Genomic DNA, 23,507 nt, shown 5'->3' with positions numbered 1-23,507 from the left:
CGTAGCCGTAGCCGTAGCCGTAGCCGTAGCCGTAGCCGAAACCGAAGGCGCGGCCTCGGCCGCTGCCGTGTCCCCGCCCGGGGTCAGGCGGAACCGGCGGGCCGGGACGCCGCGGTCGCCGGTGGTTCGGCGTCAGCCGGAGACGTGGCGGTGGGCGCCGCTGCCGCCAGCAGCGTGCGGGTGTAGGCGTGCGAGGGTGCGGCGAAGACGGCTTCCACCGGACCGCTCTCCACCACCTGCCCGTCCTTCATCACCACGACCCGGTCGCTGACGTGATGGACCACGCCGAGGTCGTGGGAGATGAACAGCAGCGCCACCCCGAGGTCGTGCTGGATGTCGGCGAGCAGATCGAGGATCTGCGCCTGCACCGACACGTCGAGTGCCGAGACCGGCTCGTCGCAGACCACCACGTCGGGCGCGGTGGCCAGCGCGCGGGCGATGGCCACGCGCTGGCGCTGCCCGCCGGACAGTTCGGCGGGGCGGCGTTGCAGCACCGCGGCGGGCAGCCCCACCCGGTCCAGCAACTCAGCGGCCCGCGTGCGGCGTCCGGCGCGGCCGCGCACCCCGGCGCGGGCCACGGCCTCGCCGACCACCCGCTCCACGCTGTAGCGGGGGTCGAACGAGCCCAGCGGGTCCTGCTGCACCGCCTGGATACGGGGACGCGCGGCGCGGCGCTCCCGCTCCGGCACCCCGCTCCACGGCCGCCCGTCGAACCGCACCTGCCCGGTGTCGGGCGGCACCAGGCCGAGGATGATCCTCGCGACGGTGGTCTTGCCCGAGCCGGACTCGCCGACCACGCCGACCGCCTCGCCCGCGCCCAGGCGGAGCGAGACGTCACGCACCGCGTGGTGCACCGAGCCGTCCGGGCCGCGGAAGCCCTTCGACACCGCGTCGACCTCCAGCAGCGGCGCCCGCTCCGCGAGGTCCTCCGCGCGCCCGGCCGCGCCCGGCGGCCTGCGGTCGCGCGCCGCGCTTCGTGCCACGGCCGGCGTGCGTACCGGCGTGCGTACCGGCGTTTGCTCCGACTCCGGTCCGTCCAGCGGGTGGTGGCAGACCGCGGTGTCCGCGCCGGAGACGACCGGCAGCAGGGTGCGGCAGGTCTCGTCGGCGGCCGCGCACCGGTGGGCGTAGGGGCAGCCGTCCGGGCCGGCGTACGGTCTCGGCACCGCGGGCACCGAGAGACGGGTGCCCTTGGCGTGCAGGGTCGGCACCGCGTCCAGCAGCGCCCGGGTGTAGGGATGGCGCGGCCGTTCCAGCACCCGCCGGCCGGTGCCCGTCTCGACGATCCGCCCGCCGTACATCACCGCCACCCGGTCGGCGAGCCGGGCCACCACGGACAGGTCGTGACTGATCAGCAGCAGCGCCGTGCCCTCGCGGCGCAGCCGGTCGAGCAGGTCGAGGATCTGTGCCTGCACGGACACGTCGAGGGCGGTGGTGGGCTCGTCGGCGACGAGCAGGTCGGGGCCCGCGGCGATGGCCGAGGCAATCAGGGCGCGCTGCCGCAGCCCGCCGGAGAGCTGGTGGGGGTACTGCGCGGCGCGGCGCCCGGGTTCGGGCACGCCGACATCGGCGAGGAGTTCCCGCACCCGCTCGGCGCGGTCCTGGCGGGCCGCCACGCCGTGCACGCGCAGCGGCTCCGCGATCTCGGCGCCGACGGTGCGCAGCGGGTCGAGCGAGGACAGGGCGTCCTGGAGGACCAGGCCGACCCGCCGCCCGCGCAGCCGCCGCCACTGCGGCTCGCGCAGCCGGGTGAGGTCGTGGCCGTCGAACGACAGCGTCCCGGCGCGCACCCGCGCGCCGTCTCCCGCGAGCCCGACCAGGGCGCGGGCGGTGACGCTCTTGCCGGACCCGGACTCGCCCACCACGGCGAGGCATTCGCCGGCGTCGAGGGTGAAGGAGACCTCCCGTACGGCGCGCAGCGCGCCGAAGGACACGTCGAGGCCGTCGACGGTGAGCAGGGGCGTCATCGGCCGGTCCTCCGGGTGAAGCGGGCCTGGGCCTGGCGGCCCACGATGTTGACCACCAGCGCGGTCGCGGTGATGGCGGCGCCGGGGAAGATGCCCAGCCACCAGGCGGTCTGCAGGAAGTCGCGGCCCTGGTCGAGCATCGCGCCCCACTCCGCGGTGGGCGGCTGCGGTCCCAGGCCCAGGAAGCTCAGCCCGGAGGCGGCGATGAGCGAGGAGCCGAAGCCGACGGTGGCCAGGACCAGCAGCGGGCCGAGCGCGTTGGGCACGACGTGCCGCCACACCAGGACCGGCCGGGACAGGCCCAGGGTGGTGGCGGCCTCGACGTAGCCGGAGCGGCGCACGACCAGGGTCTCGGCGCGGACGATCCGGGCGTAACCGGGGGCGAACGCGGCCGCGATGGCGATCGCGACGTTCACGGTGCCGCTGCCGAGGACGGCGACCGCCAGCAGGGCCAGCAGGATCGGCGGAAGGGCGAGCAGCACGTCGGCGACCCGCATGAGGACCTGGTCGGCCACCCGCCCGCCGAGCCCGGCGGCAAGGCCGAGGGCGGCGCCGGCCAGCACGGACAGCGCGGTGGCGCCGGCGCCGAGCAGCAGCGACAGCCGGGTGCCGTAGACGACCCGGGTGTAGAGGTCGCGGCCGAGCTGGTCGGTGCCGAACCAGTGGCCGGAGCCGGGCGGCCGCAGCGCCTGGAGCGGGTCGGTGGTGTCGGGCGCGTTCCCGGTGAACAGTCCGGGCGCCGCGGCGGCCACCACCAGCAGGGCGAGGAAGAGCACGGCCGCGCCGAGCAGCAGGGTACGGGGGCGCGGTCGGCGCCCGGCGCGGGCCGCGGGCGCGGCCGGCGGATGCGGAGCGGACTCCAGGGTGGGGAGCACGGTCACGGTGTCACCTGGTCCGTCCTGAGCCGGGGGTCGATGACCAGGTAGAGCAGGTCCACCAGGGTCGAGAGCACGACGAACACCAGGGCGGACAGCAGCACCAGACCGATCGCCAGGGGCATGTCCTTGTTGGTGGTCGCCTGGAGGATGAGGGCGCCGATGCCGGGCCGGCCGAACACCGTCTCGACCAGCACCGCGCCGCCCAGCAGCGAACCGGCCAGCCAGCCGGTCAGGGTGATCAGCGGCAGCGCCGCGTGCCGCAGCGCGTGGCGCAGCCGTACCGCGGTGGTGCTCAGCCCCCGGGAGCGCGCGGTCACCGCGAACGGCTCGTGCAGCGCGGTCTCCAGCCCCTCGCGCAGCACCTGGGCCAGCACGCCGGTCATGGGCAGCGCCAGGGTCAGCGCGGGCAGCACCAGCGCGGTGCCGTTCTGCGCGCCGGCCACCGGGAACAGCTGCCAGTGGAAGGAGAACATGGTGAGCAGCAGGATGCCGGTCCAGTACGACGGGCTGGAGACGGTGAGCAGTTCCAGCAGCGACGCGGCGCCGCGCAGTACCGGGCGCCGTCCGGCGGTGGCGGTGGCGCTGAGCACGGCCAGCAGCAGGGCCACCGCCAGCGCGGCCAGGGCCAGTTGCGCGGTGGGCGCGAGCTGGCCGCTGATCAGCGAGCTGACCGGGCGCTGCACCTGGTAGGACTCCCCGAGGTTCCCGCGCAGCAGGTGGCCGAGGTAGTGCAGGTACTGCTGCCACACCGGTTCGCCCAGGCCGTACTGGGCGCGGATGCGGTCGCGGACCTCCGGTGAGGCGGAGCTGAACGGGCCGAGCATGGTGGTCACCGGGTCGCCGGGGATGAGTTGCAGAGCGGCGAACGCGACCGTGGCGGCGCCCAGGAGCACCGCCACGGCCGCCGCCACCCGCCGGGCGACCGCCCGGAGCAGGTGTGTCGCCTTCACGTCACTTCCCGAGCCAGGCGTCGTGGAACTCCAGCCAGGTGTTGGCGTCGGCGGCGATGCCGTGCACGTGGCTGGAGGCGCCGTACACCGAGGAGACGACGTACATCGGCACCACCAGGGAGAGGTCGACGGCGCGCTTCTGGACCTGGGTGTAGTACCTGGCCCGGCCGGCCGGGTCGAGGGTGGTCTGGCCCTGCTCGGTCCACTTGTCGAGGTCGGCGTCCTTGATGAAGGTGCCGTTGGCGCCGCCCTTCGCGGGGGTCTCGGCGCTGTTGAAGTACAGCCGCAGCACGTCCGGGTCGGCCCGGGACCAGCTGTAGTCGGAGATGTCGTCCTTGCCGCCGAAGAGCTGCTTGACGAAGGTGCCGACGTCCTGCCGCGGCCGCTCCACCTGGATGCCGAGCTTCTTCAGGTCGGCCTGCACGGCCTGGCCGAGGATGTCGTGCTGCTGGCTGACGAGGTTCTGCGGCATCAGCGGCCAGACCAGGGACAGCCGTTTGCCGTTCTTGGTGCGGTAGCCCGCGGAGTCCCGCGTGGTCCAGCCGGCCTGGTCCAGCAGCTTCGCCGCCAGCGTCGGGTCGTACGGCCAGGTGCCGGTCAGCGAGGAGTCGTAGCCGATGGTCGCCGGGGACAGCGGGCTCCAGGCGCGCTGGTAGGCGCCGAAGTACACGCTCTTGACGTCGGCGTCGACGTTGATGCCGCGCTGCACCGCCTGGCGGACGCGCTGGTCGGTGAAGGGTCCGCGGGAGGCGTTGAGGACCAGGTTGTACACGCCGCCGGGCGCCTGCTTGGAGATCACGGTGAGGCCGGCGCCGGGGGTGAGGGTCTTGACGTCGGTCGGCGGGATGGACTTGGCGACCTGGACCTGTCCGCTGCGCAGCGCTCCGACCCGGACCGAGTCCTGGCTGAGGAAGCGGTAGGTGAGCTTGTCGAGGTAGGCGGGGCCCTGGTGGGCGTTGGTGGACGGCGCCCACCGGTACTTGGGGTTCCGGGTCAGCACGGCGCTCTGGCCCTTGGTGTAGGAGGAGAACACGAACGGGCCGGTGCCCACGTCGGCGGGGCCGCCGGCGCCGAGCTTGGAGCCGTACTTGGCGATCGCGGCCGGCGAGTAGAAGCCGAGGTAGGGGGTGCTGGCCGCTTGCAGGAAGGGGGCGAACGCCTTGGAGAAGGTGATCTGGACGGTGTAGGGGTCGACGACCTTCGTCCCGGTGTAGGGGCCGAGCAGCCCGGCGGCGTACTGCGACTTGGTCGCCGGGTCCACGATCCGGTCGAAGTTGGCCTTGACCGCCTGGGCGTTGAACGGGGTGCCGTCGGTGAAGGTGACGTCCTTGCGCAGGTGGAAGGTGTAGGTGCGCAGGTCCTTGGCGACCGTCCAGGACGAGGCGAGCCAGGCGTGGAACTGCCCCTTGTCGTCCTGGTAGACGAGGGAGTCGAAGACGTTGCGCTGGATGGAGCCGGTGATGTCCTGCTGGCTGACGTCGATGTCCCAGGAGACCGGTTCGGTGTCCACCGCGTAGGTGAGGGAACCGCCGGAGACGGGTTTGCCGGCGGAGGAGGTGCTGCCGCCCGACCCCGAACCGGAGCCGCAGGCCGCGGCGAGGAGTACGGCGGCGGTGGCGACGGCGAGCGGGACGGGTCTGCGGCTGAGGCGGGACATGCGGGTCTCCCGGAGGTACCTGGTGGTGGCATGGCGGCGGCCGGACCGCGTGGCGCGGCCCGGCCGTCAGGGTGTGTCGGTGGTGCGGTGGTGCGGTGGTGCGGGTCGTGCCGGTCGCACGGGTGGATGCCGTACGGCGGCGGGTGGCGGGGTGGTGCGGGCGTCGCGGCGGTCAGCCCTTGGCGACGTTCTCGCGGACGGCCGGCACGACCTCCTCGGCCCACCGCCCGAGGGCGGTGTCGAGGGGGGCGTCGCCGGTGGGGAAGAGGATGAAGCCGGCGGCGCCGTGTTCCAGGACGGCGCCGGTGAGTTCGTCCGTCCACTGCCGCACCGAGCCGCCGACCCAGCGGCCGCTGTCGTCGCGGGTCCGGGCCAGGGGCGCCTCGGTGATCTGCCCCGGCAGGTTGAAGACGCTGGCGACGGCGGACGGATCGCGACCGGCCTGCTCGGCGGCCCGGTCGACCAGCGGCCGGGAGGCGCGGTACCGCTCGCTCACCCAGTCCGAGGCGTGGCCGGGTATCCACCCGTCGGCGAGCCGGCCGGTCACGTCGAGCGACCGCTCGCCGAGCGAGCCGGTCCAGATCAGCGGCGCCGGCACGTCGGCCGGCTCGATCCCGCGCACCTCGTTGAACTCGCCGAGGAAGGTGACCGGTTCGCCCCCGCCGGACAGGGCGCGCACCAGCGTGATCGCCTCCTCCAGCGCGCGCACCGCCTGGCCGGGGCCGAGCCGGGGCCGGCCGAACCGCTCGATGTCGTCCCACAGCCCGCCGGCGCCGATCCCGAGCACGATCCGGCCGCCGGACAGGGCCGACAGGGAGGTGAGCGCGCGGGCGAGCACCGGCGCGGGCCGGCTGGGCAGGTTGGTCACGTTCGCCAGCCCGGCGATGCCCGAGGTGGCACCGAGGACGAAGCCCAGCGTGGAGTACGCGTCCAGCCGGTGCCCGTAGTACGGATGGTCCGAGGTGGAGAACAGGTCGAGGCCGGCCCGGTCGGCCTGCACGCCGAGCCGGACGATCTCGGCCGCCCGGGCGGTCTCGGTCCCTGGGGCGAATCCGAACAACGTGGTGTGCTGCGGCATCGGTGCGTTCTCCTCGTTCGTGGACGGGTGGTGCGGTGCTGCGGTGGCGCCCGGGTCAGCCGGCCGCCGACCGGTCGTGCACGACGGTGTACGTGTTGGCGTCGCGTGCGGTGATCAGCGAGCGGGCGTGCTCCCGGCCCTGCCGGACGCTGACCGGGCGGTCCTCCTCCGGCAGCCGGTGGAAGGCGTCGTACGCCTCCTTGCTCTCCCACTGGGCGTAGTTGACGACGGTGGTGCCGTCGAGGCCGCGCAGGATGGTGTGGGAGCGGTGCCCGGGCCGGGTGCGGACCCACTCCTCCGGCTGGGCGAGGGTGTCGACCAGGTCCTTCTGGTTCTGCGGGTCGACGTCGAAGACGATGATCACCGTGTAGTCGTCGCGGCGGGTGGAGAACTCCACCTGCTCCAGGTCCGGGTGCAGCTGCGAGGCGACCACCTCGGTCTGCAACAGGCGGATGGAGGTGGCGAGTTCGTTGAAGAGCGGCACGGTGTGGTGCTTGAACCCCTCGCCGGCGTAGCGGGCCTGGAGGTCTTCGAGGCTGCGCCACTGGATGACGTTGGCGGTGCCGCGCTCGTCCCGGCCGGCGTGGAGGGTCGAGGAGATCCACCCGGGGTAGTCGGCGTGGTCGATGATGTCCCGCATCGCGTCGAGCAGCCGGTCCTGGCCCTGCTCGGTCTTGGTGCGGAAGAGGTTGAACACGGTCAGATAGCCGTCGTCGGGCGAGAGCAAAGGCATGGTGTCTCCGTGGGGTCGGGGCGCGGTCGGGCGCGGGACGTGCTCGGGGGCGGGCGGGCGGGTCGGGCCGGGGCCGCGGTCAGGCGGGAACGGCCTCGACCACGCTGCAGTGGCCGCCGGGGACGACCCGGGTCAGCCGCAGTCCGGCGCGGGCCAGCAGGGCGGCGAACTCCGCCTCGGTGCGCTGGCGTCCGCCGCACAGCACGAGCATGTCCAGGTCCATCAGCTTCACGTTCAGCGCCGGACGGTCGGTCGGCAGCACCGCCTCGACCAGCAGCACCCGTCCGTGCGCGGGCAGCACCGCGCGCACGTGCGACAGGATGCGGACCGACGGCTCGTCGTCCCAGTCGTGGATGATGTTGGAGAGCAGGTAGGCGTCGCCGCCGGCGGGCACGGAGTCGAAGAAGTCGCCGCCCTCGGTCGTGCTGCGCTCGGTGACACCGGCCTCCTTCAGCACCGGCCCGGACTCGGCGACGACCTCCGGCTGGTCGTACAGCACCCCGCGCAGGTCGGGGTTGGCCGCCAGGATCGCCGACAGCAGGGCGCCGCGCCCGCCGCCGACGTCGACGAGCGTGCGCAGCCCGCCGAAGTCGTAGGCCGCGACGATCGATCCGATGATCTGCCGGGACGTCTGCGTCATGGCCCGGTCGAACACGCCCAGTACGTCGGGGTGTTCACGGATGTGGTCCCACACCGGCACGCCGTGCACGCCCTCGAAGGCGGGTGCGCCGGTGCGGACGCTGCGGGCCAGTTGGGTCCAGGTGTGGCGCTCGGCGGGCAGGCCGGTCCAGATGGCGAAGTCGCGCAGGGAGACCGGTGAGTCGCTGCGCAGCGCGTCGCCGAGGTCGGTGAGCGCGAAGACCCGGTCCGGTCGCTCCTCGAACAGCTCGATGTCGGCGCAGGCGCGCAGCAGCCGGTAGAGCGTGGGGGCGTGGGCGTCGATGTCCACGGCGATCTGCTCGACGGTACGGGGGCCGGCGGCCAGCGCGTCGGCGACTCCGAGCTCGGCGGCGGCGCTGACGACCTGGGACATCCAGCCGGCGGTCGCCAGTTGGAGTATCCGGACGGGGGGTGGAAGCGGAGCGGACATGGCGAAGCTGCCTCCAAGATGGGGTTGCCGGTCCACCGGCGCACCGCCCCACCGGCGCGCTGTCGGCGCGCGGGGCGGATGGCGGCGCACCGCGTCCGGAACCGTCCGCGCCTGCGGCGTTCGCGCGAGAGCGCACGACGAGGAGACGCGGGGGCACCGGGCGGGGTGGACTGCGGCAAGGTGCGGAGTGGGAGATTCCGAGATTCCGAGAGGCGCTGCTCGGCAGGTCGTCGACGAACCGTCGTTTTCCGGGCAGGGCGAAGCCGCCTGGAAAGCGTGACACATGCCGAAGCAGAGCGTCAACACGCGCCGTCGACAGGCGACATGGAGCGGTCCGGCGAGGCCCGGCAGCGCGTGGGAGCGAGGTGACGCCGGAGGCGGGAGGGCCCCGTGCGACCGCCGCGGCGGAGGCGGCGTTCACTGCCGGCCCGCGCCCGACGGCAGGTCGCCGCGGCTCCACACCAGGTGGATCGCCAAGGCGCGCAACCGCCAGCCGTCCGCGGTGCGGACCGCCTCCGCCTCGATCCGGCTGCCGGTCCGCAGGTCGGCCCGGCCCGACAGCGGCGGGTGCACATGGGTCACCAGGAGCTTGGCGGACACCTCGGCCCGGTCGCCGAGGAGTTCCACCACGTGGTTGGTGCTGGCGTGGTGGGTGCGCGCCCAGTTCCGCTTGGCGCCTTGCTGGAACTGCGCCAGGCCGGCCAGCCCGCGGTGACCGCCCACGGGGAACCGCAGGTCCAGGTCCTCGGTGAACAGCGAGCGGTAGAAGGAGTCGTCGCGCGGCGGGTCCGGGCGGCTGTCGAAGTCCAGCAGGTAGCGGTCGAGGAGACCGCCGATCTCGGCGCGGTCGAGCAGGTCCGCGAGGCCGGCGGCGTCCTCGTGCGAGGGCGTGCCGGGGGCGGCGGCGCGGGTGGTGGCGCGGAGGGGACGGGTCATGGCGGTACCGCCTCTTCGGTAGCGGGCCGGCAGGTCGGCGGGTCGGCGGGCCGGGGGTTCAACGGGCCGGCGGGCCGAACCAGCGGCGCAGGGCTCTCCGCGCGCCGGCCAGCGCCCGGGCCGGCGTGGCGTCGGGGCCGGTCGCCCAGGCCACGTGGCCGTCCGGGCGGACCAGCACGGCTCCGACGTCGTCCAGCCGGACCGCCCCGGGCCCCGACGTCCGCGCGCGGACGTGCCGCACCCGCGGGAGCCAGGGCGCGACGGCGCGGGCCAGCCGCTCCCCGTGCGCGTCGTCGCCGGTGAGGGCCAGCAGCAGGCCGCGCCCGTCGCGCAGGAGCGCGGCGCTGTGGGTGACCGTTCGCGACGGGGCCGCGCCGCCGCCCGTGCCCGTATCCTCGCCCGCGCGCTCGGACGTGTGCAGGGGGACGTGCGGCAGCAGCGCGCCGGTCAGCCGGTGGCCACCGCCCAGGTCGTAGCGCGTGTCGAGGCCGCTGACCGCGCCCGCGAGGTGCCGGCGGGCCGGGGCGAGGGCGATCAGCTCCTCGAACACCGCCCGCACCGGGCCCACTTCGGGGCCGCCGAGCAGCAGCAGCGCCTGCGCGGTGATCGAGGTGAGCACCTGCTGCCCGGCCGGGTGCCGCTCGGCGTGGTAGGTGTCCAGGAGCGCGTCGGCGAACGTGCCCGGCCCGGCGGCCTCGGCCCGGACGGCCGACGCGAGTTTCCAGCCGAGGTTGAAGGCGTCCTGGAGGCCGAGGTTGAGTGCCTGCCCGCCGACCGGGAGCTGCCGGTGGGCGGCGTCGCCGGCGAACAGCACGCGTCCGTGCCGGTAGCGGGTGAGCTGGCGGAGGGAGTCGTCGAAGGACCCGGACCACAGCGGGGTGCCGTGGCCGATCTCCTCCCCGGTGACCCGCTTCCAGACGTCGGCGACGGTCGCGAAGTCCGTGGCGCGGCCGGGGGAGGGCTGCGTGCCGAACTCGTGGACCATCACCCGAGTCACCCCGTCGCCGCGCCGGGCGGCGATGGCCAGTCCGCGATCCAGCCGTTCGAAGCGGCGGTCGGGGATGTCGAGGCCGGCGACGTCGGCCCGCAGCAGTTCGCGTTCGGCGGGCCGGCCGGGGAAGTCCGCCCCGAGCAGGCCGCGCAGCGCGCTGTCCTGCCCGTCGCAGGCGACGGCGTAGCGGGCCCGTATCCGCGTGTCGGTGCCGTCCGGGGTCCGGGCGAGCAACGCGACGTGGTCGGCGCCGGGTTCGACGGCGTGCACGTCGTGGCCGCGCAGCACCCGCACGCCCAGGTCCGCGGCCAGGGAAGCCAGCAGCTTCTCGGTCACGGTCTGCGGCGCCTTCCACTGGCCGGGGTAGGGGCCCGGCACGGTGAGGTCCAGCGGGATGCCGCCGAAGTGGCCGCGCGGGTCCTGGGGGAGGACGCCGAACCGGGTCAGCAGGTCCCGGCTGTCGAGGAGTTCCATGGTGCGCGCGTGCAGGGTGGAGGCGCGGGACTCGGTGGTGGGTTCCGCCAGCCGCTCCAGTACGAGCACGTCGGCGCCGCCCAGCCGCAGTTCGTCGGCGAGCAGCAGCCCGACGGGGCCGGCGCCGATGACGACGACGTCGGCGTCGAGGCCGGGGGCATCGTTCGCGGGGGTGTCGTTCGCGGCGGTGCCGGTCGCGGGAGTGCGCTTCGGGGAGGAGGTGCCGTTCACGGTGGTCATCGTTCAGCGCCTGCTTTCCGCGTAGTCCCGGCCGAGGCCGAGCGTCGCCAGGCTGTTGGCGCTCAACGCCCCGCGGACGTATTCGCGGGCCGACGCCACGTCCGCCTCGGGACCCAGGACGCCGCGGATCGCCCCGGGGTCCAGGACGACCGTGTGCCGCGACGCCGCCGTGACCCGGCGGCCGGTGTCCGTGAACGTCCACAGGCCGGTGTGCAGTGACAGCAGCGCCGGCAGCGTGACCTGCTTGTAGGCGATCCGGTGCGGGGGCAGGCAGACCCGGTGGGACGCGGTGGTGTGGGTGCTGCCGTCCTTCGCGCGGGTGTCCATCTCCAGCGTCTGGAGGCCGGGGGTGTGCTCGGTGAGCCGGACCCGGGCGACGTGCGGCAGCCGGTGCTCCCACCGGTCGGCCTCGTTGACGAAGTCGTAGACGTCCTTCACCGAGCCGTCGATCTGCACCACGTCCTCGAAGGTGAACGTCAACTCCGCGGCGCCGTGCGCGCGTTCGACGTTCTCGCGCAGCGCGGCCAGCTCGGTGCGGGAGTTGCGGTCCACCGCGCGGTCGATCCACTCCAGCCCCTGCGGGCTGTCGTCCACGGCGCGGTAGTCGTGCAGCAGCCGGACCCGGGAGCCCTCGCCAGCCTCCTCGACGATCCACGTGCCGCTCATGCGCGCGACCGGCGGGGCGGAGACCTCCTGGCGGAAGTCGATCCGGCGGGCGTCCGGGTCCAGCGAGCGGTGCGACGTCCAGCTCTTCGCCTCGCCGTTGGCGGTGGCCCAGATACGGATACGCTCCTGGTCTCCGGAGCGCTCCAGGTGGTCGACGTAGATGGTGGGCGGGAAGATCAGCGGCCAGTTCTCGACATCGGCGAGCAACTGGTAGACGGCGGCCGCCGGGGCCGCGACGGTGACGGTGTGCTCGGTCTCGTGTGTGCCGCTCGGCGGCATGGGAACCTCCGTGAGGGGTCGGGTGGCCCGGGTACGGGGCGGGTACGGGGCCGGGTCAGAAGTTGCCCAGGCCGCCGCAGACGTTGAGGGCCTGCGAGGTGACCGACGCGGCCGCGTCGGAGACCAGGTAGCCGACGAGGCCGGCCACCTCCTGCGGGGTGGAGTAGCGGCCGAGCGGGATCTTCGCCTGGAAGCGGGTGAGGACGTCGCCCTCGCTGACGTCCCACGCCTGGGCGTAACCGGCCCGCACCCGCTGGGCCATGGGCGTCTCCACGTAGCCGGGGCAGACGGCGTTGACGGTGATGCCGGTGGGGGCCAGCTCGTTGCCGAGTGCCTTGGTGAAGCCGACCACGCCGTGCTTGGACGCGGAGTACGGAGCCCCGAGGACGACGCCCTGCTTGCCCGCGGTGGACGCGATGTTGACGATCCGGCCCCACGGCCGGTCCCGCAGGCCGCCGGTGGTCAGCACCTCCCGGGTGACCAGGAAGACGCTGTTGAGGTTGGTGTCGATCACGTCGTACCACAGCTCGTCGGCGATGTCGGCGGTGACGCCGCCGCCGGAGCGCCCGGCGTTGTTGACCAGGATGTCGACGTTTCCGAACGCGGCGACGGCGGCCTCGACGAAGAGCCGCACCGAGCCGGGGGCGCGCACGTCGACCTCGGCACCGGCCACGGTGAGCCCGGCGGCGCGCAGTTCCTTGACGGTGGTGGTGACCGCTTCGCCGGTGCGTGCGCCGAGGAAGACCCGGTGCCCCTGCTCGGCGAGTTGGCGGGCGACGGCCAGGCCGATGCCGCTGGTTCCGCCGGTGACGACGGCGACGCGTTCGTCACGGTCGGGTCCTTCGGTGCGTTCGCTGCGTTCGGCCTGTTGGGACCGGCCCTGCCGGTCCGGCTGTTCGCTTGGTGCCACGTCCTGCTCCTTGGTCCTGGCGGCGCCCTCGCGGGCGACGGGTGTCGAGGCGTACCCGGGCCCGGGTACGCGGGGGATGCGGGTCACGCGGGCGGGGCCGCGGCCAGTTCGCCGTTCACGGCGGCGATCAGCGCCCGGGGGGTGGTGTCCGGCGCGAGCGCGTCGTCGGCGAGCGCGATGCCGTACTCGCGCTCGATCCGGCTGCCGGTCTCCAGCAGGGCGAGCGACTCGTAGCCGAGCGCGTCGAAGTCGGTGTCGAGGATCTCGCCGTCGAGGTCGACGGTCTCGTCGGCGCCGGCCCCCTCCCGCAGGATTCGGCGCAGGTCATCGAGGTGGAAGGGCAGTTGGGGCATGATGTCCTCTCATCGGTGCGGGGGAGTGGGGGTGCGGGGGCACGGTGCCGGCCGGGGCCGAGGGCCCCGGGGCGCCCGGACCGCGGCGGGACGGCCGCGCGCCGGGCGCCGCCGGGACCGGCTCGGGCCGGCTCGGACGAGTTCAGATCCGAGCGGCTCGGATCGGCTCAGATCGGCTCCGCCGCGCGGACCACCACGGCCGAGTTGAAGCCGCCGTAGCCGCGCGCCAGGACCAGGGCCGTGCGCAGCGGGACCTCGCGGGCCGCGCCGGTGACCAGGTCGACGCGGTACGCGGGGTCGGGCCGGACGTGGACGGTCGGCGGGATCACGCCGTGCCGCAGGGCCAGCAGCGCACCGGCCAGGTCCAGCGGGGCCGCGCCGGAGCCGAGCCGGCCGGTGGCGGTCTTGGGGGCGGTGACCGGGACGCCGCCGGGGCCGAACACCGCCGCGAGGGCGTCCGCTTCGACCCGGTCCAGCGCGGGCAGGCCCGCGGCGTCGGCGAAGACCACGTCGATCTGCTCGGCCGTCACCCGCGCGTCGCGGAGGGCGGTGTCGATGGCGTGCCGCAGCCCCGGCTCCCGGCCGGTCTCCGGCCGCGGGTCGAAGGAGGCGCCGTAGCCCGCGATGACGCCGTAGCCGGGCACCCCGCGGCGGCGCGCCGAGGCGGCGTCCTCCACCAGGAGGATGGCCCCGCCCTCGCCGGGGACGTGGCCGGCGGCGGAGGCGTCGAAGGGCAGGTAGGCGCCGGCCGGGTCGTCGCTCGTACTGAGCCGCTCGCTGGCGAGTTGGGCCACCCAGCCCCAGGGGCACAGCGCCGCGTCCACACCGCCGGAGACGATCACCGGGGTGCCCTTGCGGATGAGCCGCCGGGTGTGCGCGAGCGCGTCCAGGCCGCCGGCGTGATCGCTGACGACCACGCCGGAGGGCCCCTTCATGCCGTGGCGGATGGAGATCTGGCCGCTGTTGACGGCGTAGAACCAGGCGAAGGACTGGTACGCGCTCACGTACTGCCCGCCCTGGCTCCACAGCTTCCGCAGCTCGTTCTGCCCGAACTCGAAGCCGCCGGAGGTGCTGGCCGTGACCACACCCATGTCGAACGCGGCGTGCTGCGACGGGTCGATCCCCGCGTCGTCCAGCGCCCAGTCGGCGGCGACCAGGGCCAGCCGCGTCATACGGTCGGTCTGCGGGATCAGCCGGCCCGGCAGGTGGTCCTCGGCGACGAAGCCGGTGATCTCCCCGGCCAGCCGGGCGGGATAACGGTCCGCGTCGAAGCGGGTGATCGCCCGGATGGCACTGCGCCCTTCGACGGCCGCGGACCAGTACTCGCGCGTGCCGAGGCCGGTGGGCGACACGATGCCGAGACCGGTGACCACCGCCCCGGTCACCGGCGCCCGGCTCGCCACGGCCCCGGTCGCCGCTGCCCCGGTCACGCCGCGCTCCGGTCGGGCTCGGCGAGCACCATGGCGCTCTGGAAGCCGCCGAAGCCGCTGCCGACGGTGAGCACGTTGTCGGTGCGGTGCTCGCGGGCGGTGAGCGGGACGTAGTCGAGGTCGCACTCGGGGTCGGGGGTGTGCAGGTTGGCGGTGGGCGGCACCACGTCGTGCCGTATCGCGAGCGCCGACGCGGCGATCTCGATGGAGCCGATGGCGCCCAGCGAGTGGCCCACCATCGACTTGATCGAGCTGACCGGGACCCGGCGGGCGTGCTCGCCGAGGCTGCGCTTGAACGCGGCTGTCTCGTGCCGGTCGTTCTGCTTGGTCCCCGAACCGTGGGCGTTGACGTAGTCCACGGCGGAGGGGTCGAGCCGGGCCTCGTCCAGGGCGACCCGGATCGCCTCGGCCATCTCCGCGCCGTCCGGCCGCAGTCCGGTCATGTGGAAGGCGTTGCAGCGGGAGGCGTAGCCGGCGATCTCGGCGTAGACCCGGGCGCCTCGCCTGCGGGCGCTGCCGAGTTCCTCCAGGACGAAGAAGGCCGCGCCCTCGCCGAGCACGAACCCGTTGCGGGTGCCGTCGAAGGGGCGGGAGGCGTGCGCGGGGTCGTCGTTGCGGGGGGTGGTGGCCTTGATGGCGTCGAAGCAGGCCACCGTGATGGGGGAGATGGGGGCGTCGGAGGAGCCGGCCACCATGACGTCGGCGCTGCCCTCCCGGATCAGCTCGACCGCGTGGCCGACCGAGTCGATGCCGGAGGTGCAGCCGGTGGAGACCACGGCCGAGGGCCCCTCGGCGCCCGCGGTCCAGGCCACTTCGGCGGCGAACGAACTGGGGACGAGGTAGTCGTACAGGTGCCGCACCGCGTAGGTGTGGTCGACCTCGGCCAGCCGGCCGCCGTCGCTGACGACGCGGTACTCCGTGTCGAGCCCGGTGGTCGCGCCGACCGCGCTGCCGACGGTGACGCCGACCCGGTGCGGGTCCAGGGCGCCGATGTCGAGGCCGCTGTCGTCGAGCGCCTCGCGGGTGGCGGCCACCGCCAGTTGGGCCGCCCGGTCCATCCGGCGGATCTCTTGCGGGCCGAGGCCGTGCGCCTCGGGGCAGAAGTCGATCTCGGCCGCGATACGGGAACGGAAGGGCGCGGGGTCGAAGAAGGTGATGCCCCGCGTCGCGGTGCGGCCCTCGCTGAGCAGGCTCCAGAAGTTCTTGACGCCCACGCCGCCGGGGGCGAGGACGCCGATACCGGTGATGACGACGCGCCGCCCGCTCATGCCGAACCGTCCCAGTCGTAGAACCGGGTGGCCATGGCGTCGGAGGGGGACCGCCAGGTCGCCGGGTCGTAGGCGCCGATGAACGGCTTGAGGTCGGCGCTGATCCGCACGAAGTGGGGGTCGGTCTTCGCCTCCTCGATCCGGGTGCCGCCGTCGTTGTCGTCGAAGTCCTGAAGGTGGAAGTAGAGGCCGTGGTAGTAGAACAGCTGGCGGCGCCGGGTGCCCATCCGGTGCGGCACGTCGGTGCGGTCGAAGTCGGCGAAGAGCGCGCCGACGTCGGCGGCGTGGCCGGGTTCCATCCGGGCCACGATCAGGGTGCTGTGCATGGGGCCTTCTCTCGGTCGTTCCGTTGGCGGGGTGACAGGAGAGCGGGGGGCACGTCGTCGGGCCCTGCGGTGCGGGGTGATTACGGGGACGGTCGGTCGGGCGGAGTCGCTTACGGGAGCGGCGGGTTGAGGGGACGGTTGGTCGGGCGGACGGTGCCGGTGCGGGTTGGGCGGTGACGGGGGCGGAGTCGCTTACGGGAGCGGCGGGTTGAGGGGGTCGGCAGGTCGGGCGGGTTCGGTGACGGGGGCGGCCCGGGGGGAGGCTGCGACGGGTGCTCGGGGGCGGACTTCGGATACGGCGGCCGCGGCCTCGCGTACGGGTCAGGCCGCGGCGGCGCGGACGGGCCGGTGGGCGGGGCCGAACCACCGGGTCAGCGCCTCGTCCAGCCGGACGCCGGTGCCCGGCGCGGTCCAGGCCACGTGGCCGTCCGGGCGGACCAGGACGGCCCTCGTCCCGGTCGGAGGCGCGGAACCGCCCTGCCGGGGCGTGCCGGTGACGATCGTCAGCCGGTCGCGCCAGGCGGCGGCGCGGCGGCGCAGCCCCGGGTCGTCGGCGAGGTCGAGAAGCACGCCGCGGGCCGGGTGGAGCAGTTCGGTGGTGCCCACCGTGCCGCCGGCGGTGGCCAGTTCCTGGTGCGGCAGGCGCCGGCCCAGCAGCGGGTGCGTGCCGGGCCCGACGTCGTAGCGGATGTCGAGGCCGCTGACCATCCCGGCCAGGTGCCGGCCCACCTCGTCGTGGACCACCAGGCCGGTGAGCACGTCGCGCAACGGCTGTACCTCGCTGCCGCTGAGGTAGAGCAGGCCCTGCGCGCGGGTGTTGGTGAGGAGCCGGCGCCCGACCGGGTGGCGCTCGCCGTGGTAGGTGTCCAGCAGGGTCTCGGGGGCGTCACCGCGTACGACGGCGCCGAGCTTCCAGCCGAGGTTGACGGCGTCCTGGATGCCGGTGTTCATGCCCTGGCCCCCGGCGGGCAGGTGGATGTGGGCTGCGTCGCCGGCCAGCAGCACCCGGCCGCGGCGGTACTCGGTCGCCTGCCGGGCGGCGTCGCCGAAGGCGCTGATCCACAGCGGCGTGGCCCCGGCGATGTCCTGGCCGGTCAACCGCTGCCAGGCGGCGGCCACTTCGGCGTACCGCAGCCCCTCCGGCCGGGCGCGCGGGCGGGCGCCGCGCTCGCAGGCGATGATCCGGTGCACGCCGTCGCCGATCGGGACCGACATCGCCATACCGCCCGGCAGCGACTCGCCGATGGGGCGCGGCGCGATGTCGCAGTCGCCGATGTCGGCGAGGAACATCTCCATCGTGGACTCGGTGCCGTCGAAGGCGAATCCGGCGAGCCCGCGTACGGTGCTACGGCCGCCGTCGCACCCGACCAGCCAGGCCGCCCGCAGGGTGCGGCGGCCCCGCGGCCCGTCCACGTCGACGCTGACGCCGTCGGGGCCCGCGCGAAGCCCCACCACCGCGGTGCCGCGCAGCACACGCGCGCCGAGTTCGGTGATCCAGTCGCCCAGCACCGCCTCGGTGCGGTGCTGGGGCACGCCCCGCACGCTGAAGTGCGCGCCGTCGAGCACGCCGAAGTCCACCGGCACGCCGCCGAAGTGGCCGAGCGGGCTGGTGTCGAGCGGTCCGTAGCGCGGCAGCAGCCCGCGCTGGTCGAAGACCTCCATGGTGCGCGGGGTGAAGCCGAGCCCGCGCGACTCGCCGCTGGGCCGGGGCAGCCGGTCCAGCACGAGGACGTCGACGCCGGCCAGCCGCAGTTCGCCGGCGGTCATCAGTCCTGTGGGGCCCGCGCCGACGACGATGACGGCAGCGTCCATGGTGGTGCCTCCTCTCGGTGTGTTCCACGGCAGGTGGAAGCGAAGGGGCGACGGGGGAGGGATCGGGGCGACGGTCGTGCCGCAGCCGCAGCCGCAGCCGCAGCCGCAGCCGTAGCCGTAGCCGGGCCGCGGACCGCCGGGAGGTTCCGGGCGCACCGGGGCCGGCAGGGAAAGGGCGCCGGGCGCAAGGGTGCCGGGCGGACAGGGCGCCGGGCCGGACCGGAAGGGAGGGGAAGGGGCGGGGGACCGCCCGGGGCGCGGCGTCGCGCTCGGGGCGAGGAGAGCGCTCCGGGTCTCCCGCGGGAGCCAGGAAGGCGTCCCGATGTGGGCACAGGTGTGCCGCGGAAAAAGTGTGACAGTGCCCTTCCGGCAATGTCAATAGCCGATCTGAATCGCGATCACACGCCCGGCGCAAAGCTGGACGGCGACCGGTTGGCGCGACCGTGCAAAGCCGGTCGGCGGCCGGTTGCCGCGCCGGTGATCGCTGCTCGGCGGGGTCTCCACACACGTCCTTCATCCGCATGTCATTGGGCGAAACATTTCCCCCGGTCGGCCGCTGCCCGCCCCGCCCCTATTTCCTTGACGTCCCGCCGCAGGACTGCCTAGTGTTCTGCCGGACTCAGCTGCGAACAGCCCTTCGATTCACCCCTCCGGCCGGGACGAGAATTTCGACCACCCGGCCGGCCGACCAGAAAGGGTGTCCTCATGTGCCCGCCCCCGCTCGTGACGCAGGCCCGTGCACCGCGGCGTGCACCCGCCACGCCCGCCGACCGCGTCGCCGCGTGTGCGCGCTGCGGCGGCGAGGCCCGGCCGGGCAGACCTGGTTCCCCCTCGGGCCGACGGCTGTGCGGGCGGTGCGTGGAGCGGCTGCGGACCGACCTGTGCCGGGTGCTCACCCTCTACGAGGAGTCCGAACGCGCCCTGGTGCGCTCCCCGGTGGGACTGCGGCAGCGGGTCAGCGGCAGCCGCTCGGTCGGGATCGTGCTCGACGACGAGACGGTGGCGGTGCGCTCGGCGATCCGCTCCGTGCTCCAGTCGTGGGCGCGGCTGGTCGCCGACGAGCGGGGGGTGCCGGGGGCCGGTGACACCGAGGTCAGAGGGCTGCTGCGGTTCCTGGTGTGCCATCTGGACTGGCTCTGCGGCCACCCGGCGGCGCAGGACCTCGCCGACGAGGTGGCCGAGCTGCTGGCGTCCGCGGGCGTCCCCGCCGGCCCGGCGCCGCAGGCGTCGGCGCCGCTGGGACCCTGCTCGCAGCCCGGCTGCGGCGGCACGCTGCGCGGACCGGCCACCGCCGCGGGCGACGCGCTGCCCGCCGCCGACCAGGTCCGCTGCGAGCACGGCCACGCCATCCCCCCGCGCCAGTGGTTCCTGCTGGCCGAGCGGATACGCCGCGGGCCCGGCGACCGGCGACCGGGACCCGCCACACCCGCCCGCCCCGGCCGCCCGGCCCGGGAAGGCGCCGTGCGGTGAGCGCCGACCGGCGCCGCGCGCGCACCGTGCCCACGGAACTCGCCGCACTCGCGATGGGCGTTTCCGAGGCGACCATAAGGAAATGGGCGAGCCGCGGGAAGATCACCCGGTACGGAACTCCGCAGCGCGCGGAATACGACCTCGACGAACTCTTCGAACTGGCCGATGGCGGCAATCGGGAAATTCCGGCCGACAATCCCTCGGAAGACCGCGTATCCGAGGGAGATGAAATCGGTGGAGCATCCGATACGCATATCGAGGACGGCCTCCGTGGAGAAGTCGACTGCGGCGCCTGCCGGTGAGACGTGAGTGCGCGTCGCGCCGCCGGGTGCGAGGGGTTTCTGAGCGGTATTTCGCGGAACGCCCGCGCCCGCGGATTCCCCTTTACGGCGAGACGCCCTCACAGGTGCGGTCTCCGCTGATGCCGGACCCCCGGAGCGGCGGCTCCTGACGCCCAACCGCCGCCCCCAACCGCCGCCCCCAACCGCCGCCCCCAACCGCCGCCCCAACCGTCGCCCCAACCGTCGCCCCAACGCCGCGCCGCCGTCGCCCCGCCGTGGTTCCCTCGCGGCCCCGCCGCGGCCCGGCGCGACTCACGGTGCGGGAGGCATCTCCAGCACCACCTTCCCCACGGTGTGACCGCCCTCCACCGCCCGTACCGCCTCCGGCGCCTGAGCGAACGGCACCACCCGCGTCACCCTCGGGTCCAGCGCGCCGGCGCGCACCAGTTCCACCACCGCGCCGAGCAGCGCGGGGTCGCGAACCGGTCCCACCGGCGCGCCGCCCAGCGCGCCGACCGCCTCCCGGTCCGCCCCGCTGACCACCTTCGCCGGGTCCGCCACCAGGGCCGCGGCCTCGCGCAGCACCTCGCCACCGACCAGGTCGAGCACGCCGTCGATGCCCTGGGGCGCGGCGGCCCGCACCCTCGCGGTGAGCCCCGGCCCGGAGGCGACGTGCCGTACGCCCAGCGACTCGACGAACTCCCGTTTGCCGGCGGACGCGGAGCCCACCACCGTCAGGCCGAGATGGGCGGCGACCTGCGCGGCGGCCACCCCCACCCCGCCGCCGACCCCGGTCACCAGCAGCGTCGCCCCGGCTCGCAGCCCCAGTTGGCGCACCGCGCCGTACCCGGTCGCCGCCGCTATCGGCAGCACCGCCGCGTCCGTCCAGGCCACCTCGGGGGGCTTGCGTACCACCGCGTCCGCGGCGAACAGCGTGAACCGGGCGTACCCGCCGGTCAGCGGACCGCCGAGGACCGCGTCGCCGACCGCGAACCCGGCCACCCCCGACCCCACCGCCACGACCTCACCGGCCGCCTCGCCGCCCATCACGGCCGGCAGGCGCACGACCGGCGCCCCGCGCGGCCGGCGGCCCGAACGACGCTTCCAGTCCACCGGGTTGACGCCGGCCGCGCGGACCGCGACGAGCAACTGCCCCGGCCCCGGCGCGGGGCGCGGCAGGTCCGCGAAGTGCTCGACCTCCGGGCCCCCGAAGCGAGCGTGTACATAGGCCAACGGCATGTGTTTCCCCGGTCTTCCCAAGCGGTTTCCGCGCCATACGGAAACCGGTCCGACGACTTCCCCTGCACGGCGATTCCTTCTGCCGATCGGCGGCTGAACGATGACCGATCCAGGACCGATCCACCACCGATCCGTGCGGGTTCCCGGCAACGAAGACTCCGTTCGTCCGCGACTCCCGCGAAAATGCCATGCAGATTGCATTTTACCTAAGGCGCTGGCTAGGCTCCACCGAAGTACGACGGAGCCTCAGTTCTCCGTCGAAGGCACGGCATTCGGCCCGCGCCGCGCGCCCGGCGAGCCCCCTCGGCCGTACCGGCGCGATTCCCGGCGGCGGGCGACACGGACAAGGAGCACAGCGAATGGCAAGCACGGTCGTGGTCGTCGGCGGCGGATACGGCGGGGCGGCATTGGCCCGTCAACTCGACGCGGACTTCGATGTGGTGCTGGTCGACCCCAAGGACGCCTTCGTCCACACGGTCGCCGCCCTGCGCGGGCTGGTGGACGAGGACTGGTCACAGCGGATCTACTTCCCCTTCGACGGGCTGTTGCGGCGGGGCCGCCATCTGCGCGACCGGGCCGTGGCGGTCGACGAGCGCGGGGTGACCACCGCGGGCGGGGTACGGCTGGACGCGGACTACGTGGTGCTCGCCACCGGCTCCTCCTACCCGTATCCGGCGAAACCGGAGACCGACGACTCCGCGGTCGCGCGCGCCCGGCACGCCGCGACGCGGAACGCGCTGGCCGCCGCCGAGCGGGTCCTGCTGCTCGGCGCGGGGCCGGTCGGGCTGGAACTGGCCGGCGAGATCACCGAGCGCTGGCCCGGTCGGCAGGTCGTCCTGGTCGACCCGGCCGACGACGTGCTCGGCGGACGCTACCTGCCCCGGTTGCGCGACGCGCTGCGCGAGCAACTCACCGCGCTGGGCGTGGAACTCGTGCTGGGCAGCGCGCTGGCCTCGCCCCCGCCGGTGCCCTCCGGCGAGCACGCGCCGTTCACCGTGCACACCCTCGCGGGCGTCCGTATCGAGGCGGACCTGTGGTTCCGCTGCTACGGCGTCTCGCCGCTGAGCGACATGCTCCGGGGTGCCCTCGCCGCCGCGCGCCGGCCCGACGGTTTCGTGGAGGTGGACGAGCACCTGCGGGTGCCCGGGGCGCCGAACGTCTTCGCCGTCGGCGACGTCACCGCGGTGCCCGAGCCCAAGCGGTCCAAGGCCGCCTCCGAGCACGCCGCCGTGGTGGCCGACAACATCGCGGCGCTCGCCGCCGGGCGCCCCCCGCAGCGGGTCTACCAGCCGGGCGGGGACGGCGTCCTGGTCCCGTTGGGCTCCACCGGGGGCGCGTCGCAGGTGCCGGGGCCGGACGGACCGGTCGTCCTGGGCGCGCAGGACACGGCGCGCTACAAGGGCGGCGACCTCCTGGTGGGCCGCTACGCGGACCTGTTCGGCCTCGGGGAGCCGGTCGCCGGATGACCGGATGACCGGATGACCGGAAGTCGGGGTCGAGGTCCGAGTTCGGGTCTGCGCTTCACCCTATGTGACGGCCCGTCATATTCCTTCACATGACGGCGCGTTGACCGAGATCCCGACACAACTCCGCAGCGCCGCCGTCACACGTGTCCGCCAGGATCGGGAGCACATCCCGGCTCGAACGAGGGCTCGAACGAGAGGTGGTCCATCGATGGGCAACGGAACGCAGTCCCTTGCGGGCAAGGTGGCCGTGGTCACCGGCGGCGCGGGAGGCATCGGTGTCGCCACCGTGGAGGCGCTGGCGACGGCGGGTGCGGACGTCGTGCTGGCCGACGTCGAGGACGCCCCCGTCCAGGACATCGCCGGCCGGCTGGCCGCGAAGGGGCTCTCCGTGGTGGGCCGCACGGTCGACGTCGCCTCCGAGGACAGTGTCCGGGCCCTGGTGGACTTCACCGTGGACACGTTCGGCGGCATCGACGTGCTGGACAACAACGCGGCCCTGACATCGGCGATCCGGGCCGACCGGGACGTGGTGTCGATGTCGGTGGAGCTGTGGGACCAGGTGCTCGCGGTGAACCTGCGCGGCCCGATGCTGCTGTGCAAGCACACCGTGCCGGTGATGATCGAGCGCGGCGGCGGCTCCATCATCAACATCACCAGCGGGCAGGGCCTGTCCGGCGACCGGGTCATGGTCGCGTACGGCAGCTCGAAGGGCGGGCTCGTCTCGCTGACCCGCTTCGTCGCCGCCGCCTACGGTGCCGACGGCATCCGCTGCAACGCCGTCGCACCCGGGCTGGTCCGCACCCCGGCGCTGGAAGCGGACATGCCGGTGCCGGTGCAGCAGATGTTCCAGAGCGCGAACCTGATCCCGCGCCTGGGCACGCCGGACGACGTCGCGCAGCTGGTGGCGTTCCTCGCCTCTCCGGCGGCGTCCTTCATCACCGGTCAGGTGCTGCCGGTCGACGGGGGCTTCCTCTCCCACCTGCCCACGCTGTCGCCGCTGCCTCCGCGCTGAC

General features: G+C 74.4%; 21 protein-coding genes. 4 read left to right on the top strand and 17 right to left on the bottom strand.

Annotated elements, in window-relative coordinates:
• Positions 1-83: 83 nt before the first annotated feature.
• The 16 genes from OG896_RS02700 to OG896_RS02625 form a co-directional block, all read right to left on the bottom strand.
• A complete protein-coding gene (locus tag OG896_RS02700; RefSeq protein ID WP_329362019.1) occupies positions 84-1,967 on the bottom strand; it encodes an ABC transporter ATP-binding protein in 1,884 nt (627 codons plus the stop codon).
• On the bottom strand, positions 1,964-2,848 hold the full coding sequence (locus OG896_RS02695; protein WP_328472732.1) for an ABC transporter permease: 885 nt from the start codon (positions 2,846-2,848) through the stop codon (positions 1,964-1,966). The genes OG896_RS02700 and OG896_RS02695 overlap by 4 nt, the downstream gene beginning before the upstream one ends.
• Positions 2,845-3,795 carry an ABC transporter permease gene (locus OG896_RS02690; protein WP_329362016.1) on the bottom strand — a complete coding sequence of 317 codons (951 nt, stop codon included), beginning with the start codon at positions 3,793-3,795 and terminating at the stop codon, positions 2,845-2,847. Before OG896_RS02690 ends, OG896_RS02695 begins: the two co-directional genes overlap by 4 nt.
• Before the next feature lies 1 nt (position 3,796).
• Positions 3,797-5,452, bottom strand: a complete 1,656-nt coding sequence (locus OG896_RS02685) for an ABC transporter substrate-binding protein (protein ID WP_329362014.1) — start codon at positions 5,450-5,452, stop codon at positions 3,797-3,799.
• 172 nt (positions 5,453-5,624) lie between these two features.
• On the bottom strand, positions 5,625-6,530 hold the full coding sequence (locus tag OG896_RS02680; RefSeq protein ID WP_329362012.1) for an LLM class flavin-dependent oxidoreductase: 906 nt from the start codon (positions 6,528-6,530) through the stop codon (positions 5,625-5,627).
• 55 nt (positions 6,531-6,585) lie between these two features.
• Positions 6,586-7,263, bottom strand: a complete 678-nt coding sequence (locus tag OG896_RS02675) for an antibiotic biosynthesis monooxygenase family protein (RefSeq protein WP_329362010.1) — start codon at positions 7,261-7,263, stop codon at positions 6,586-6,588.
• 79 nt (positions 7,264-7,342) lie between these two features.
• Positions 7,343-8,353, bottom strand: a complete 1,011-nt coding sequence (locus OG896_RS02670) for a methyltransferase (RefSeq protein WP_329362009.1) — start codon at positions 8,351-8,353, stop codon at positions 7,343-7,345.
• Between the two features lie 417 nt (positions 8,354-8,770).
• Entirely contained in the window at positions 8,771-9,289 is a 519-nt protein-coding gene (locus tag OG896_RS02665; protein WP_329362008.1) for a nuclear transport factor 2 family protein, read from the bottom strand.
• A gap of 58 nt (positions 9,290-9,347) precedes the next feature.
• Positions 9,348-10,994: an FAD-dependent monooxygenase gene (locus OG896_RS02660; protein ID WP_329362006.1), complete on the bottom strand. Its 1,647-nt coding sequence runs from the start codon at positions 10,992-10,994 to the stop codon at positions 9,348-9,350.
• Between the two features lie 3 nt (positions 10,995-10,997).
• Positions 10,998-11,939, bottom strand: coding sequence for an aromatase/cyclase (locus OG896_RS02655; RefSeq protein WP_329362004.1), 942 nt, complete (start codon positions 11,937-11,939; stop codon positions 10,998-11,000).
• 55 nt (positions 11,940-11,994) lie between these two features.
• Positions 11,995-12,849 (bottom strand): 3-oxoacyl-ACP reductase FabG, encoded by an 855-nt coding sequence (gene fabG / locus OG896_RS02650; protein ID WP_329362002.1) that lies wholly within the window; start codon positions 12,847-12,849, stop codon positions 11,995-11,997.
• An 83-nt stretch (positions 12,850-12,932) separates the two neighbouring features.
• Positions 12,933-13,202 (bottom strand): acyl carrier protein, encoded by a 270-nt coding sequence (locus tag OG896_RS02645; RefSeq protein WP_328472751.1) that lies wholly within the window; start codon positions 13,200-13,202, stop codon positions 12,933-12,935.
• 167 nt (positions 13,203-13,369) lie between these two features.
• Complete coding sequence (locus tag OG896_RS02640) at positions 13,370-14,587, bottom strand: ketosynthase chain-length factor (protein ID WP_329373631.1); 1,218 nt, start codon at positions 14,585-14,587, stop codon at positions 13,370-13,372.
• 41 nt (positions 14,588-14,628) lie between these two features.
• The gene (locus tag OG896_RS02635) at positions 14,629-15,900 is read right to left on the bottom strand and encodes a beta-ketoacyl-[acyl-carrier-protein] synthase family protein (protein WP_329362000.1); all 1,272 of its coding nucleotides are present in this window, start codon (positions 15,898-15,900) and stop codon (positions 14,629-14,631) included.
• Positions 15,897-16,226: a TcmI family type II polyketide cyclase gene (locus OG896_RS02630; RefSeq protein ID WP_329361997.1), complete on the bottom strand. Its 330-nt coding sequence runs from the start codon at positions 16,224-16,226 to the stop codon at positions 15,897-15,899. Before OG896_RS02630 ends, OG896_RS02635 begins: the two co-directional genes overlap by 4 nt.
• 321 nt (positions 16,227-16,547) lie before the next feature.
• Entirely contained in the window at positions 16,548-18,038 is a 1,491-nt protein-coding gene (locus tag OG896_RS02625) for an FAD-dependent monooxygenase (protein ID WP_329361995.1), read from the bottom strand.
• A gap of 858 nt (positions 18,039-18,896) precedes the next feature.
• Between OG896_RS02625 and OG896_RS02620 the strand changes: the two genes are divergently transcribed.
• Complete coding sequence (locus OG896_RS02620) at positions 18,897-19,508, top strand: OvmZ protein (RefSeq protein ID WP_329361994.1); 612 nt, start codon at positions 18,897-18,899, stop codon at positions 19,506-19,508.
• Positions 19,505-19,810 (top strand): hypothetical protein, encoded by a 306-nt coding sequence (locus OG896_RS02615; protein WP_329374589.1) that lies wholly within the window; start codon positions 19,505-19,507, stop codon positions 19,808-19,810. The genes OG896_RS02620 and OG896_RS02615 overlap by 4 nt, the downstream gene beginning before the upstream one ends.
• 291 nt (positions 19,811-20,101) lie before the next feature.
• Here OG896_RS02615 and OG896_RS02610 read toward each other — a convergent pair whose 3' ends face one another.
• Complete coding sequence (locus OG896_RS02610) at positions 20,102-21,028, bottom strand: NADP-dependent oxidoreductase (RefSeq protein ID WP_329361991.1); 927 nt, start codon at positions 21,026-21,028, stop codon at positions 20,102-20,104.
• A gap of 359 nt (positions 21,029-21,387) precedes the next feature.
• Between OG896_RS02610 and OG896_RS02605 the strand changes: the two genes are divergently transcribed.
• Both OG896_RS02605 and OG896_RS02600 read left to right on the top strand, forming a co-directional pair.
• Positions 21,388-22,494: an NAD(P)/FAD-dependent oxidoreductase gene (locus OG896_RS02605; RefSeq protein ID WP_329361989.1), complete on the top strand. Its 1,107-nt coding sequence runs from the start codon at positions 21,388-21,390 to the stop codon at positions 22,492-22,494.
• Positions 22,495-22,702: 208 nt separating this feature from the next.
• Positions 22,703-23,506 carry an SDR family NAD(P)-dependent oxidoreductase gene (locus OG896_RS02600; protein ID WP_328472767.1) on the top strand — a complete coding sequence of 268 codons (804 nt, stop codon included), beginning with the start codon at positions 22,703-22,705 and terminating at the stop codon, positions 23,504-23,506.
• Position 23,507: the final 1 nt, after the last annotated feature.

The organism is Streptomyces sp. NBC_00669, assembly GCF_036226785.1.
Lineage (GTDB): Bacteria > Actinomycetota > Actinomycetes > Streptomycetales > Streptomycetaceae > Actinacidiphila.
The sequence above is the reverse complement of the archived record's forward strand: the minus strand, read 5'-3'. Positions and strand labels throughout refer to the sequence as shown.

What these genes read in the sequence shown, in the direction of transcription:
- OG896_RS02635 (WP_329362000.1), bottom strand. Translation starts at nt 15,900, where the DNA reads ATGAGCGGGCGGCGCGTCGTCATCACCGGTATCGGCGTCCTCGCCCCC.
- OG896_RS02625 (WP_329361995.1), bottom strand. Translation starts at nt 18,038, where the DNA reads ATGGACGCTGCCGTCATCGTCGTCGGCGCGGGCCCCACAGGACTGATG.
- OG896_RS02600 (WP_328472767.1), top strand. Translation starts at nt 22,703, where the DNA reads ATGGGCAACGGAACGCAGTCCCTTGCGGGCAAGGTGGCCGTGGTCACC.
- OG896_RS02610 (WP_329361991.1), bottom strand. Translation starts at nt 21,028, where the DNA reads ATGCCGTTGGCCTATGTACACGCTCGCTTCGGGGGCCCGGAGGTCGAG.
- OG896_RS02680 (WP_329362012.1), bottom strand. Translation starts at nt 6,530, where the DNA reads ATGCCGCAGCACACCACGTTGTTCGGATTCGCCCCAGGGACCGAGACC.
- OG896_RS02685 (WP_329362014.1), bottom strand. Translation starts at nt 5,452, where the DNA reads ATGTCCCGCCTCAGCCGCAGACCCGTCCCGCTCGCCGTCGCCACCGCC.
- OG896_RS02630 (WP_329361997.1), bottom strand. Translation starts at nt 16,226, where the DNA reads ATGCACAGCACCCTGATCGTGGCCCGGATGGAACCCGGCCACGCCGCC.
- OG896_RS02605 (WP_329361989.1), top strand. Translation starts at nt 21,388, where the DNA reads ATGGCAAGCACGGTCGTGGTCGTCGGCGGCGGATACGGCGGGGCGGCA.
- OG896_RS02665 (WP_329362008.1), bottom strand. Translation starts at nt 9,289, where the DNA reads ATGACCCGTCCCCTCCGCGCCACCACCCGCGCCGCCGCCCCCGGCACG.
- OG896_RS02700 (WP_329362019.1), bottom strand. Translation starts at nt 1,967, where the DNA reads ATGACGCCCCTGCTCACCGTCGACGGCCTCGACGTGTCCTTCGGCGCG.
- OG896_RS02670 (WP_329362009.1), bottom strand. Translation starts at nt 8,353, where the DNA reads ATGTCCGCTCCGCTTCCACCCCCCGTCCGGATACTCCAACTGGCGACC.
- OG896_RS02675 (WP_329362010.1), bottom strand. Translation starts at nt 7,263, where the DNA reads ATGCCTTTGCTCTCGCCCGACGACGGCTATCTGACCGTGTTCAACCTC.
- OG896_RS02660 (WP_329362006.1), bottom strand. Translation starts at nt 10,994, where the DNA reads ATGACCACCGTGAACGGCACCTCCTCCCCGAAGCGCACTCCCGCGACC.
- OG896_RS02655 (WP_329362004.1), bottom strand. Translation starts at nt 11,939, where the DNA reads ATGCCGCCGAGCGGCACACACGAGACCGAGCACACCGTCACCGTCGCG.
- OG896_RS02645 (WP_328472751.1), bottom strand. Translation starts at nt 13,202, where the DNA reads ATGCCCCAACTGCCCTTCCACCTCGATGACCTGCGCCGAATCCTGCGG.